Raw genomic sequence first — 12,369 nt, 5'->3', positions numbered from 1 at the left:
CCGTTCATGTTCGATCTGATCATTCGCAATGCCAATCTGCCAGATGGCCGCACAGGCATCGACATCGCCGTCAAGGATGGCAGGATCGCAGCAATCGAAGCCTCGATTACCACCGAGAGCAAGGAAGAAATAGATGCGACCGATCGGCTGGTGAGCCCGCCCTTCGTCGACCCGCATTTCCATATGGATGCCACGCTTTCGCTCGGCCTGCCGCGCATGAATATATCCGGCACGCTTCTGGAAGGCATCGCCCTCTGGGGAGAATTGCGCCCCATCGTGACGAAGGAGGAGCTTGTCGAGCGCGCGCTACGATACTGCGATCTCGCCGTCACGCAAGGACTGCTGTTCATCCGCAGCCATGTCGACACGTCCGATCCCAAGCTGGTGACGGCCGAGGCGCTTCTGGAGGTGAAGGACAGGGTCAAGCCCTATATCGATCTGCAGCTCGTCGCCTTCCCGCAGGATGGATACTATCGCGCCAAGGATGGCGTGGCTTCGCTCGCACGCGCGCTCGACATGGGCGTCGATATCGTCGGCGGCATTCCGCATTTCGAACGTACAATGGACGAAGGACGGGCGTCGGTCGAAGCACTGTGCAGGATCGCCGCCGATCGCGGTCTTCCCGTCGACATGCATTGCGACGAAACCGACGACCCGATGTCGCGTCACATCGAAACGCTGGCGGCAGAAACGGTCCGCTTCGGGCTGCAGGGCCGCGTTGCCGGCTCGCACCTGACCTCGATGCATTCGATGGACAATTACTACGTCTCCAAGCTCATCCCGCTGATGGCAGAGGCGAAGATCAATGTGATCCCTAACCCGCTCATCAACATCATGCTGCAAGGCCGGCACGACACCTATCCCAAGCGGCGCGGCATGACGCGCGTGCGCGAACTTATGGATGCCGGGCTCAACGTCTCCTTCGGCCATGATTGCGTGATGGACCCCTGGTATTCGATGGGCTCGGGTGACATGCTCGAAGTTGGCCACATGGCTATCCACGTCGCACAAATGGCCGGCATCGAAGACAAGAAGAAGATTTTCGATGCGCTCACCATCAACTCCGCCAAGACGCTCGGCCTGGAAGGCTACGGCCTGGAAAAGGGCTGTAATGCCGATTTTGTCGTGCTGCAGGCCGTCGACACGCTGGAAGCGCTACGGCTGAAGCCCAATCGTCTCGCGGTCATCAAGCGCGGCAAGGTCATTGCCCGCTCCGCGCCGCGCATCGGCGAACTCTTCCTCGATGGCCGGCCTTCACAAATCGATGGCGGGCTCGACTACGTGCCTGCAAGGGGCTAACAGAGGCCGGGGCCGAGGCTCCATAAAATTCCCAACCATCAACTGCTACCGCCGCCAATTCGACGTCCGTGTAATCACATATAGGCGACTGATGTAAACTTCGCTTTACAACTAACATGTCAGCATGCTACGCACTGATCTCACAAGATCGGGAGGATCGGATGAGTGAGAATTTTGGCCTGTCGGCCGCGCTAGCAACGCCTTTCGACGCTGATGGCGAGATTGCAATCCCGGGTGTGATCGAGCAGGCAAAGCATTGCCTTGCCAATGGCTGCAAGAGCGTCACCCTGTTCGGCACCACGGGCGAAGGCGCTTCGATCGGCATGCAGGAGCGCCAGCAGGTTCTGGCCGCCATGCTCGCCGCCGGCATTGCGCCGAAGCAGATCGTCATGGGCGTGCTCGTCGATGCCGCAGAAGATGCGGCAGCGCAGGCTGGACAAGCGCTGGCGCAGGGTGTCCGCAACATTCTCCTTGCCCCACCCTCCTACTTCAAGAACGTCAGCGACGATGGCCTCTTCAAATGGTTCGCGGCCGTTTTCACTATGCTCGGCACGCATGCCCGCGACGTGATCGTCTATAATATTCCGTCGGTAACGATGGTGCCGCTATCCATTTCCCTCGTTGGCCGCCTGCGCACCGCATTTCCGGATGTCGTTGTCGGCGTCAAGGACTCCTCGGGCGATTGGCCCTATACCGAGGAACTGCTGAAGACGCATGGCGATCTCATCATTCTGATTGGCGACGAGCGGCATCTTGCCCGCGGCGTTCGGCTCGGCGGACAGGGAGCAATCTCCGGCATGGCAAATCTTCTTCCTCGCGAAGTGCAGGCCATGGCGGAAAAAGGTATCGCTGACGCCAATGTCGAGCGTTTCGTCGAACAGCTGCTGAACTATCCGGTCATTCCTTCGATCAAGGCTATTCTCGCCCGGTTGACGGAGGACGATAGCTGGCTTGCCGTGCGCCCGCCGCTCGTGGCATTGAACAGCCAAGATTCCGACACGCTCTTTGCTGCTTTCGGCGCACTGTTTCGCGCCAAAGCAGCCTAACCGAACAGCCCGGAGCTGCCGATGGACGGACCAGGCGAACAGACAACGTTGAGAGAGAAAGCCTATGAGAGCTTCACACGCCATCTCTTGGCGCGCGACGTTCGTCCCGGGCAATTCATCTCGCAGCGGCGGCTGGTCGAGCTGACGGGACTGACGCTCGGCGCGATCCGCGAATTGATCCCGCGTCTGGAAGCGGAAGGTCTGATCAAGACGGTTCCGCAGCGTGGATTGCAGATCGCCCATATCGATCTGGACCTGATCCGCGAAGCGTTCCAGCTTCGTCTTTTTCTGGAGAAGGAAGCCGTTGCGCTGTTTACCCATTCAGCATCGGACGAGACGATCGCCAAGCTTCTGAAGGATCATCGCGATATCGCCGATGCCATCCGCTCCGGCGACAATTCCCCGGAGCTGGAGCTTCACGCGCAATCGGTGGACTGGGGCATGCATGATGCCTTCATCGATGCGCTCGGCAATACGATCATCTCGAACGCCTATCGGGTCAATTCGATCAAGATGCGACTGATCAGTCAGGACAGGTTCCGCATCAACGGCCATGTCGGGCCGGTCATGGACGAGCATTTGAAAGTGCTTGAGGCCATCCAGCGACGATCCGCCGAAGAGGCGGTTACCGCGCTGGTCGCCCACATCGGCGGAGCCCGGGATCGCGCATTAAAGATGTAAATAGCTTTGGATAACAGGCCGCGAATGAGGAGATTTTCGGCCAAAAGGAGGAGGAACGCAATGTCATCGTCACTTTTCAATCCGACACGTCGCGGCTTCATGGCCGGCACGGCTGCATTCGGCGCGGCAAGCCTTCTCGGTGTCCGCACCGCTTCGGCAGCCGTCGACTGGAAGCGCTTTGCCGGCACGACGCTCGAAGTCAATCTGGTCAAGAGCCCGCGCAGCGAAACGATCCTCAAATACTTAAGCGAGTTCGAAGCCCTGACCGGCATCAAGGTCAATGCCGAGGCGACACCCGAGCAGCAGCAGCGCCAGAAAACCACCATCGAGCTCAGCTCCGGCAAGCCGAGCTTCGACGTCGTGCACCTGAGTTACCACGTCCAGAAGCGCCAGTTCGAAAAGGGCGGCTGGCTCGCCGATATCAGCGGCTTCATGAAGGACCCGTCGCTCACCGATCCCTCGCTGACGGAAAGCGATTTCGCCGAGGCCGGGCTGAAGTTCGCCAAGGATTCCGCAGGCGTCATGCGCTCCCTGCCCTTCTCGGTGGACTACTGGATCGTCTACTGGAACAAGGCCCTGTTTGAGAAGAAGGGCCTGGCCTATCCCGAAACCTTCGAAGATATGGCGAAAGCCGCCGAGGCGCTGACGGACAAATCGACCAACACTTACGGCTTCGTCGCCCGCGGCCTGAAGAATGCCAACGCCCCGGTCTGGACGACCTTCATGCTCGGCTACGGTACGACGCCGCTTTCGGCCGACGGCAAGCTGCAGACGGAATCGCAGGGCGCCGTCGACGCCGCCAAGCTTTATCAACGCCTGATGACGAAATCGGCACCTCCGGGTGTTTCCGGCTTCAACTGGGCGGAAGCGCAATCAGCCTTCCTGCAAGGCAAGATCGGCATGTGGGTCGATGGCGTCGGCTTTGCGCCGCCCATCGAAAATCCGGAAAAATCCCGCGTCGTCGGCCAGGTCGGCTACGGCGTCATGCCGAAAGGGCCGAACGCACAGGCAGCTGCGACGACCGGCGACGGCATCGGCGTGACTGCTGCCAGTCAGAAGAAGGAAGCCGCCTATCTCTTCTGCCAATGGGCGATCTCGCACGACATGGGCGCGCGTCTTCTGCAGGCCGGTGCAGGCGTTCCCTTCCGTCAATCCATTCTGGAGGATCAGAAGGTTCGCGAAGGTGTGAAAATGCCGGGTGCCTGGCTCGATGCCGTCGCTGGCTCCGCCAAGGTCTCCCAGCTGGCGCTACCCGTCATCATCCCGGTCACCGAGTTCCGCGACATCTATGGTGTCGCGCTGACAAACATGATCGGCGGCGCAGATCCGGCAGCCGAACTGAAGACGGCAACCGCCCAGTTCGAGCCTGTTCTGGCACGAAGCGAGGGATGATGGCTTCCGTGAGCATCGAAGATACCGCCGCGAAGGCAACCAAAGGAAGGAGCAAGCCGCAACGGCTTGCTACCAACTACTGGCCCTTTGTCATTCCTGCATTGATCGTCATTGCCGCTGTCATCGTCTTCCCCTGGGTCTTCACCCTCTGGATGAGCGTGAACAAGTGGACGCTCGGTCAATCGCAGAGTTTCGTCGGCTGGGACAACTATGTCCGGCTGGCGACCGATGTACGATTTTGGGAATCCCTTTGGCACACGGTTCTCTATACCGTGCTCTCCGTCGTCGGCCCCTTGATCTTCGGAACGCTGGCGGCGCTGATCTTCGATGCAAACTTTCCGCTGCGCGGATTCCTGCGCGGCATCTTCGTCATGCCGATGATGGCAACTCCCGTCGCGGTGGCGCTCGTTTGGACCATGATGTTTCACCCGCAGCTCGGCGTGCTCAATTACCTGCTCTCGCTTGTGGGTATCGGACCGCAGGAGTGGATCTACAATCAAGCGAGCGTCATCCCCTCGCTTGTCCTCGTCGAGGTGTGGCAATGGACGCCGCTGGTCATGCTGATCGTGCTCGGCGGTCTCGCCTCCGTGCCGCGCGAACCCTATGAAAGCGCCGAAATCGACGGTGCGAATGCCTGGCAGAAGTTCCGCTATCTGACCCTGCCGATGATCTCGCCTTTCCTGATGATCGCCGTCATCATCCGCGGTATCGACGCGATCAAGAGCTTCGACATTATCTATGCGATGACGCAGGGTGGCCCGGGAACGGCATCTGAAACGATCAACATCTATCTCTACAACACCGCCTTTTCCTATTACGACATCGGCTATGGCTCGGCCATGGCTGTGGTGTTCTTCATCCTCATCGTCGCGCTTTCCTTCATGCTCCTGATGATGCGGCAGCGGACGAAATGGACCGACGCGGAGGGACATTGAGATGAAGCGTTCGACACTCAACCGTATCGGCCTATTCTTCGTGGCCCTGGTCATCGTCTCGCCCGTTATTCTGTTCTTCCTCTGGATGATCTCGCTGTCGCTGAAATACGAGATCGACAACGGCGCCTATCCGCCGATCCTTATTCCCGATCGTTTCGCCTGGACGAACTACGTCAATGTCTTCCAGGAAAACAACTTCTTTCTCTATTTCTGGAACTCCATTCTCGTGACGGGGGCAGCGACCCTACTCGCACTCATCATCGGCGTGCCGGCCGGTTATGGCATTGCACGGCTGAAGGCTGAGAAATCCGCCATCGTCATCATGATCGCCCGCATGACGCCCGGCCTATCCTTCCTCATCCCGTTGTTCCTGCTGTTCCAATGGCTCAATCTGCTCGGAACGCTCTGGCCGCAGATCATCATCCATCTCGTCGTCACCGTGCCGATCGTCGTCTGGATCATGATCGGCTATTTCGAAACGACCCCGATGGAACTGGAGGAGGCGGCAAGCATCGACGGCGCGACACCGTGGCAGGTCTTCCGGCTCGTCGCTCTGCCCATCGCCCGGCCCGGCATCGTCGTCGCCTTCATTTTGTCGGTGATCTTCTCGTGGAACAATTTCGTCTTCGGCATTGTGCTTGCGAGCCGCGAGACCCGCACGCTGCCGGTGGCCGTCTATAACATGCTCTCCTTCGAGCAGGTGAGCTGGGGACCGCTTGCTGCTGCCGCCCTGATCGTGACGCTGCCGGTGCTCGTGCTGACGATGTTCGCACAACGACAGATCATCGCCGGTCTAACAGCCGGCGCCGTCAAGTGACGCAGCCTTTATCTTTTGGATAGGATCACATTCATGGCACCCGTCAATATACAGAGCATCCAGAAGCGCTACGGCCAGGTAAAGGTCATTCACGATATCAGCGTCGATATCGCCGACGGCGAATTCGTCGTCCTCGTCGGCCCTTCGGGCTGCGGCAAGTCCACACTGCTGCGCATGATTGCCGGGCTTGAAGAGGTGAGCGACGGCGAGATCCATATCGGTCGGCGCGAAGTCAGCCATTTGCCGGCGCGCGACCGCGACATTGCGATGGTCTTCCAGAACTACGCGCTCTATCCGCATATGACGGTCGCCGAAAACATGGGCTTTGCGCTAAAGCTGAAAAAGGCAGAGGCTTCGGAAATCGCCGCTAAAGTGCAGAAGGCGGCCGCCGTCCTTGGCCTGGAAAATCTGCTGGACCGCCTGCCTCGTCAGCTTTCCGGCGGCCAGCGCCAGCGCGTCGCCATGGGCCGCGCACTGGTCCGCGATCCTCAAGTTTTCCTGTTCGACGAACCGCTCTCCAATCTCGATGCAAAGCTGCGCGTCCAGATGCGCGGCGAGATCAAATCCATGCATCAGCGCATTGGCACGACGACGATCTACGTGACGCATGACCAGGTCGAGGCGATGACCATGGCGGACAAAATCGTCGTGCTGCATGGCGGCCTCATCGAACAGGTTGGCGCGCCGCTCGATCTCTACGATCGTCCGGCCAACCTCTTCGTCGCCGGCTTCATCGGCTCACCCTCAATGAACTTCATCGACGGCAGGATTGAGGAGGGCGTCTTCCGCAGCGACAGAGGTCTGATCCTGCCCTTGCCGGAAGGCTTTCCGATCGCGCAGCATGGTGGGCACCCACTCGTCTACGGTGTCCGGCCCGAGCATATCCGAGCTGCCCTCGGCGGCTTACCGGCTCGGGTCGGCATTGTCGAAGGCACCGGATCTGAGATCTATGCCAAGCTCGACTGCGGCGGGGAAGACATCTCCTGTCTGTTCCGCGAGCGGCTCAACATCCGCTTCGGCGACAAGATCGAAATCGGCATCGACCCGGCCAGCATCCATCTTTTCGACAAGGCGAGCGGAAAGCGGCTTTGAGCGCTCTGTCCATCTTCGATCCACCGGCCGGTAGGGCCAGGCACGTCCTTTGTGTCGGCGCTGCCGTTCTCGATACGCTTTTTCGCGTCCGCACCCTTCCGCAGGGTCAGGGAAAGGTTCTGCCTTACGACATGCTGCAGATCGCGGAAGGCATGGCCTCCAGCGCAGCCTATGCCATTATCCGGCTCGGCGGCAAGGCAAGCCTGTGGGGTGCCGTTGGCCGCGACGATACCGGCGAGCGCATTATCCGCGATCTGGACGCCGCCGGCATCGACGTCGGAGGCATGTCGCGCATAGAGGGCGCACGCTCTGCCGTCTCGACCATCCTGGTGGACGATGACGGCGAAAGACTGATCGTTCCCTTCTACGATCCGGAACTGCACCACACCGTCAAGGCATTCTCGGCCGACGAGATCGCCGCCTTCGATGCCGTACTCGTCGACGTCCGCTGGCCGGCGTTGGCGCTGCAAGTTCTCAAGACCGCAAGAGCCATGGGCAGGCCAGCCATTCTAGACGGCGACGTGGCTCCTGACGGCGTCATCGAGGAGCTGGCGCCGGAAGCGACCCACATCATCTTTTCGGAGCCAGCCGCACAGCGTATCGCGGGAACAAGCGATGTGCCCGAGATGGCGCGGCGTCTGAAACAACGGTTCGACCATGCCTTCATCTGCGTAACGGCGGGTGCAGCGGGCAGTCACTGGTTCGACGAGCAAAACAATACCGTCACGCATTGCCCGACTATTTCCATCAAGGCCGTCGACACGCTTGCCGCCGGCGACATTTTTCACGGCGCGTTCGCTCTGGCAATCGCGGAAGGAATGGCGCCGGCAGACGCAATCCGCTTTTCCTCTATCGCCGCTGCCATCAAGTGCGAGTCGTTTGGGGGGCGCTCCGGGTCACCGACGCGGGCCGAGGTGATCTGCCGATCCCATTCGCGTTGAAAGCTGGGACGCGAGCGGGGCATCAGGCTTTCAGGCGCGAAAAGCGGCGCTTGGCGATCGCTCGCATCTTCCTGTAAGATTTCTCAATTCTCATCTCAACGAGGCCGCACCCACGCCTCAAGGCGGCGTTCTCGCCCTCTCCCGATGGTGACAATCAATGCAATCACTGAAAATCGAACACACTCAGACCAGCCGCCATTTCATCGAGGCCAAGTGGGCGCGTGACCGGCGGTTCGGCTCTCGCCAGACAGCCCTGCCGTTCGCATAGGCGGCAGGCAGGACCGATCATGACCTGATTGCTACCCAGCGCCTTCCCATAGACCACCTCGTCGCGATGGGAGATATCGCAGCCGATCAGAAGTGCGGTGCGGCGCACCCTTTCGCCGAAATCGGCCCGCGGCCCCTCGATCGTTCGCGAGATTGTCAGAAAGCCGCCCCCGTCAGGCATTTGGGCAGCGTCCACCAATATCTGGCCGGGCTGGGTGAAAGCGGCATGGATATTGAGCTTCGGACAGGCGCCACCGAAACGCGCCTGTGGAAAGCCTTGGGCGCCAGCCTTGCGCAGACGATGGCCGGCATTATCGATCTCCGTCAGGAAAAACGGAATGCCGGATGCGCCGGGGCGCTGCAGGCTGGTCAGCCGCGTGGCGGCCTGCTCGTAAGAAACGCCGAAACGGGCACTCAGACCATCGATATCATAATGCAGTCGCTGCGCTGCCGAGAGATAGGCGCCATACGGCATCAGAAGCGCATGGGAAGCGTAGCGCGCCAGCTCGAAACGGGCGATGCGATTGGCCTCAGGCGTCGAAAGCGCGAGAGCATCGAGTTCGGCGGCGATCTCTTGACGCAGGGCCAAAAGAGAGACTTCAGTCGCAATCTCCCGGATCTGATCGAAGGGCGAAAGACGCTCCGACAGGAAAAGCCGCATCGAATGCCGGTCGTAGCGACGACGCAAACCAGGCATGGCATGCACTGGCAACAGGCGCACCGCGACGCCATGCTCGGCCTTTAGCCATGCCTTCAATGCGCCCGCCAGGTCGTCGCCGGGCGACAGGCGTTCATGGAAGGTTTCCGCAGCATCTTCGATGCGGGCAAAGAAATTCGGACGCGACTGCAGGCGATCGTGAACCTCGTCGAGCGGCAGTCGCGGTCCGGCGACCTCGGCAACCCGGCCCTCGCGGCCCAGAAGCTCGGCGAGATCGGACAACCTTGCCGCCTGCTCGCGATAGGCGCGATAAAGCCGGATCATGCCGTTTGCCGCATTCGGCGCGGCCTCGGCGAGCTCGATCAGCTCCTGATCCCCAGGGATCTCGCCTGACAGCAGCGGATCGGCAAAAACTTCACGCAATTGCCCTGCACTGCCGGCCTCTCCGCCCTGCAGCTCGTCGAGGTCGACCTTATAGACCGCCGACAGCTTCAACAGCAGCTGCACGGTCAGCGGCCGTTGGTTGCGCTCGATGAGGTTGAGATAGGATGGCGAGATATCGAGCGCCTGCGCCATCGTCGTCTGTGTCAGACCGAGGCCCATGCGAATGCGCCGAACCTTCGGACCTGCAAAGATCTTGCGCTCAACCATGTGTCATACCTTTTACAAAGCTCTCATCAGCAAGATTTTTACAAGATTTACAATTTTACCGAAGACTAATGTCAACAGTAACACATCATAACCCTTTTATCTAACGGCATTTTCCAGTTTTTCTCGCCCTTGCAGCATTGATATTGTAAAAATAGTCGTGCAACGGAGATCGATCGAAGGATCAAGAGGAAGTACCGGGAGAATAGCATGACAGATTTTTACAAACTGGTTCCCAGCGCACCAACCGGGCGTTTCGATGGCATCGAGCGCCCCTACAAGGCCGCGGATGTCGAGCGGCTGCGCGGATCGGTCAGCATCCGTCATTCACTGGCCGAGATGGGTGCTAACCGCCTCTGGCAGCTCATCCACGAGGAGGATTTCGTCAATGCGCTCGGTGCGCTCTCGGGCAATCAGGCCATGCAGATGGTCCGCGCCGGCCTGAAGGCGATCTATCTCTCGGGATGGCAGGTTGCCGCCGACGCCAATACGGCATCTGCCATGTACCCCGACCAATCGCTCTATCCGGCCAATGCAGGCCCGGAGCTGGCCAAGCGCATCAACCGCACGCTGCAAAGAGCCGACCAGATCGAGACCGCGGAAGGCAAAGGGCTTTCCGTCGACACGTGGTTTGCTCCGATCGTCGCCGATGCCGAAGCGGGCTTCGGCGGTCCCCTCAATGCCTTCGAGATCATGAAGGCCTATATCGAGGCGGGGGCTGCGGGCGTCCACTTCGAGGATCAGCTGGCATCTGAGAAGAAATGCGGCCATCTCGGCGGCAAGGTCCTCATCCCGACGGCGGCCCATATCCGCAATCTCAACGCGGCACGGCTTGCGGCCGACGTCATGGGCGTGCCGACCCTCGTGGTTGCGCGTACCGACGCCGAGGCCGCGAAGCTTCTGACCTCGGACATCGATGAGCGCGACCAACCTTTCGTCGACTACGACGCCGGCCGCACGGTCGAAGGCTTCTATCAGGTCAGGAACGGCATCGAACCCTGCATCGCCCGTGCTGTCGCCTATGCGCCGCATTGCGATCTCATCTGGTGCGAGACGTCGAAGCCGGATCTGGAGCAGGCGCGTAAATTTGCCGAGGGCGTGCATCGGATCCATCCCGGCAAGCTGCTCGCTTACAATTGCTCGCCGTCCTTCAACTGGAAGAAGAACCTGGATGACGCGACGATCGCCAAGTTCCAGCGCGAACTAGGCGCCATGGGCTACAAGTTCCAGTTCATCACGCTTGCCGGCTTCCACCAGCTGAATTTCGGCATGTTCGAGCTCGCCCGCGGCTACAAGGCTCGCCAGATGGCCGCCTATTCGGAGCTGCAGCAGGCGGAATTTGCAGCCGAGGCCAATGGCTATACCGCCACCAAGCATCAACGCGAAGTCGGCACCGGCTATTTCGATGCGGTTTCGCTGGCAATCACCGGCGGCCAGTCGTCCACCACCGCCATGCACGGATCGACCGAGCATGCCCAATTCAAACCGGCAGCAGAGTGATATCAGGATCTTAGGAGGAGAATGACATGGCATCGATAGCACGCGTTCGCGAGAGAGCTGAGGAGCAATCTCTCACCATGAATGCCGATCAGCAGGCGGTCATCCGCATGCTGGCCAATGAGCTGCATCGCCTCAACCAGGCGGTCATGAATGCGGTCGAAGCCGGCGTTTCCGTCGAGCTCGTCCGCTCGGCCCGCCACCATGGCGGTAACGGCAATTGGGGCGACCTCTTGATCCCCGTCGTCGTCGCCAAGGCTGCGCATCAGGCTTGACGAAGATAGATGCAACGATGTTCGGGCCGCGCCGTCATTAACGGCCGGCCCGACGCTCAATCCAGCCAGTTTTCGACACGGAGATCGCGGACGCGCTTAAACTCGCCGATATTAGCTGTTACCAGGACCGCCTCCAGCGCACGAGCATGGGCAGCAATCAGCAGGTCGTTTGGGCCGATGGATTTGCCAGCAACTTCCAGCTCGGCCCTAATGGCTCCGTATTCGGCATCGGCAGGGACATCGAGCGCGAGCACCGGTATGCTTCCCAGGATGGCCTCGATCTGTGCCAGCAATTTCGGCGATCCCTTTTTAGCGCAGCCATAGCGCAACTCTGCGGCTGTAACGATGCTGACACAAATTGCATTCGGCCCGACATCTGCGATGCGCTTGGCAACGGTACCCTGCGGGTTTCGCGCAAGTTCGGATACGATATTGGTATCCAGCATGTAGAGCTTATTCAAAGCTCGATTTCCTTCGCTGGCAACAGAGTATCATCTATATCGGGAAACTGATCCTCTGGTCCGAGAGGCTCCAAACTTGCCAAAACGTCAAGCAAGCTCTTGCGGCGCACCGGCTCGATAATAAGCCGATCTCCTTCCCGGTGAATCATCACTCGATCGCCAGGAAGCTCGAAGTCAGCCGGGATGCGTACGGCCTGACTCTTGTTGTTACGAAACAGCTTGGCTTCTCGTGGCGGACTAGGTTCGTTATCTCGGAGATGGCGCATGCTAACCTCCCTCCTTGCATATCCATATGTATATGCAGCGTAACGGATCTGATTTCAAGCCCGCTGAATCCAACGACACAAGATTACTTTTCCG

General features: G+C 59.8%; 13 protein-coding genes. 10 read left to right on the top strand and 3 right to left on the bottom strand.

The features are described 5' to 3' along the window. The first annotated feature begins 6 nt into the window (after window positions 1-6). The 8 genes from GDN47_RS11430 (at window position 7) to GDN47_RS11395 (ending at window position 8,203) form a co-directional block, all read left to right on the top strand. The gene (locus tag GDN47_RS11430) at window positions 7-1,299 is read left to right on the top strand and encodes an amidohydrolase family protein (RefSeq protein WP_152093369.1); all 1,293 of its coding nucleotides are present in this window, start codon (window positions 7-9) and stop codon (window positions 1,297-1,299) included. A 161-nt stretch (window positions 1,300-1,460) separates the two neighbouring features. Continuing rightward, on the top strand, window positions 1,461-2,345 hold the full coding sequence (locus GDN47_RS11425) for a dihydrodipicolinate synthase family protein (protein WP_113333263.1): 885 nt from the start codon (window positions 1,461-1,463) through the stop codon (window positions 2,343-2,345). A 21-nt stretch (window positions 2,346-2,366) separates the two neighbouring features. Then, window positions 2,367-3,026, top strand: coding sequence for a GntR family transcriptional regulator (locus GDN47_RS11420; protein ID WP_152093368.1), 660 nt, complete (start codon window positions 2,367-2,369; stop codon window positions 3,024-3,026). 60 nt (window positions 3,027-3,086) lie between these two features. Then, window positions 3,087-4,418 (top strand): ABC transporter substrate-binding protein, encoded by a 1,332-nt coding sequence (locus GDN47_RS11415; RefSeq protein ID WP_152093367.1) that lies wholly within the window; start codon window positions 3,087-3,089, stop codon window positions 4,416-4,418. Then, window positions 4,418-5,353, top strand: coding sequence for a carbohydrate ABC transporter permease (locus tag GDN47_RS11410; protein ID WP_152093448.1), 936 nt, complete (start codon window positions 4,418-4,420; stop codon window positions 5,351-5,353). The genes GDN47_RS11415 and GDN47_RS11410 overlap by 1 nt, the downstream gene beginning before the upstream one ends. Before the next feature lies 1 nt (window position 5,354). After that, window positions 5,355-6,170, top strand: a complete 816-nt coding sequence (locus GDN47_RS11405; protein ID WP_152093366.1) for a carbohydrate ABC transporter permease — start codon at window positions 5,355-5,357, stop codon at window positions 6,168-6,170. Between the two features lie 33 nt (window positions 6,171-6,203). Continuing rightward, on the top strand, window positions 6,204-7,262 hold the full coding sequence (locus tag GDN47_RS11400; RefSeq protein WP_152093365.1) for an ABC transporter ATP-binding protein: 1,059 nt from the start codon (window positions 6,204-6,206) through the stop codon (window positions 7,260-7,262). Continuing rightward, window positions 7,259-8,203: a sugar kinase gene (locus GDN47_RS11395; RefSeq protein WP_152093364.1), complete on the top strand. Its 945-nt coding sequence runs from the start codon at window positions 7,259-7,261 to the stop codon at window positions 8,201-8,203. The genes GDN47_RS11400 and GDN47_RS11395 overlap by 4 nt, the downstream gene beginning before the upstream one ends. A 163-nt stretch (window positions 8,204-8,366) precedes the next feature. On the opposite strand, the gene GDN47_RS11390 is transcribed toward GDN47_RS11395, so the two are convergent. Continuing rightward, the gene (locus tag GDN47_RS11390; RefSeq protein WP_152093363.1) at window positions 8,367-9,779 is read right to left on the bottom strand and encodes a helix-turn-helix domain-containing protein; all 1,413 of its coding nucleotides are present in this window, start codon (window positions 9,777-9,779) and stop codon (window positions 8,367-8,369) included. A 207-nt stretch (window positions 9,780-9,986) separates the two neighbouring features. Here GDN47_RS11390 and aceA point away from each other — a divergent pair, with 207 nt between their 5' ends. Together aceA and GDN47_RS11380 are read left to right on the top strand one after the other, a co-directional pair. Next, window positions 9,987-11,276, top strand: a complete 1,290-nt coding sequence (aceA, locus tag GDN47_RS11385; protein WP_113353662.1) for an isocitrate lyase — start codon at window positions 9,987-9,989, stop codon at window positions 11,274-11,276. Window positions 11,277-11,302: 26 nt separating this feature from the next. Beyond that, on the top strand, window positions 11,303-11,548 hold the full coding sequence (locus GDN47_RS11380) for an SMc00767 family acetate metabolism repressor (protein WP_069614529.1): 246 nt from the start codon (window positions 11,303-11,305) through the stop codon (window positions 11,546-11,548). Window positions 11,549-11,604: 56 nt separating this feature from the next. Here the strand turns inward: GDN47_RS11380 and GDN47_RS11375 are convergent, their stop codons facing one another. Together GDN47_RS11375 and GDN47_RS11370 are read right to left on the bottom strand one after the other, a co-directional pair. Continuing rightward, window positions 11,605-12,009 (bottom strand): type II toxin-antitoxin system VapC family toxin, encoded by a 405-nt coding sequence (locus GDN47_RS11375; RefSeq protein ID WP_113353661.1) that lies wholly within the window; start codon window positions 12,007-12,009, stop codon window positions 11,605-11,607. After that, window positions 12,006-12,275 carry an antitoxin gene (locus tag GDN47_RS11370; RefSeq protein ID WP_113353660.1) on the bottom strand — a complete coding sequence of 90 codons (270 nt, stop codon included), beginning with the start codon at window positions 12,273-12,275 and terminating at the stop codon, window positions 12,006-12,008. The genes GDN47_RS11375 and GDN47_RS11370 overlap by 4 nt, the downstream gene beginning before the upstream one ends. Between the last annotated feature and the right edge of the window lie 94 nt (window positions 12,276-12,369).

Source organism: Martinezella dioscoreae, assembly GCF_009176305.1.
Taxonomy (GTDB): domain Bacteria; phylum Pseudomonadota; class Alphaproteobacteria; order Rhizobiales; family Rhizobiaceae; genus Rhizobium; species Rhizobium dioscoreae.
This window is presented reverse-complemented; position numbering and strand designations above follow the sequence as displayed.

What these genes read in the sequence shown, in the direction of transcription:
- GDN47_RS11430 (WP_152093369.1), top strand. Translation starts at nt 7, where the DNA reads ATGTTCGATCTGATCATTCGCAATGCCAATCTGCCAGATGGCCGCACA.
- GDN47_RS11425 (WP_113333263.1), top strand. Translation starts at nt 1,461, where the DNA reads ATGAGTGAGAATTTTGGCCTGTCGGCCGCGCTAGCAACGCCTTTCGAC.
- GDN47_RS11420 (WP_152093368.1), top strand. Translation starts at nt 2,367, where the DNA reads ATGGACGGACCAGGCGAACAGACAACGTTGAGAGAGAAAGCCTATGAG.
- GDN47_RS11415 (WP_152093367.1), top strand. Translation starts at nt 3,087, where the DNA reads ATGTCATCGTCACTTTTCAATCCGACACGTCGCGGCTTCATGGCCGGC.
- GDN47_RS11410 (WP_152093448.1), top strand. Translation starts at nt 4,418, where the DNA reads ATGGCTTCCGTGAGCATCGAAGATACCGCCGCGAAGGCAACCAAAGGA.
- GDN47_RS11405 (WP_152093366.1), top strand. Translation starts at nt 5,355, where the DNA reads ATGAAGCGTTCGACACTCAACCGTATCGGCCTATTCTTCGTGGCCCTG.
- GDN47_RS11400 (WP_152093365.1), top strand. Translation starts at nt 6,204, where the DNA reads ATGGCACCCGTCAATATACAGAGCATCCAGAAGCGCTACGGCCAGGTA.
- GDN47_RS11390 (WP_152093363.1), bottom strand. Translation starts at nt 9,779, where the DNA reads ATGGTTGAGCGCAAGATCTTTGCAGGTCCGAAGGTTCGGCGCATTCGC.
- aceA (WP_113353662.1), top strand. Translation starts at nt 9,987, where the DNA reads ATGACAGATTTTTACAAACTGGTTCCCAGCGCACCAACCGGGCGTTTC.
- GDN47_RS11380 (WP_069614529.1), top strand. Translation starts at nt 11,303, where the DNA reads ATGGCATCGATAGCACGCGTTCGCGAGAGAGCTGAGGAGCAATCTCTC.
- GDN47_RS11370 (WP_113353660.1), bottom strand. Translation starts at nt 12,275, where the DNA reads ATGCGCCATCTCCGAGATAACGAACCTAGTCCGCCACGAGAAGCCAAG.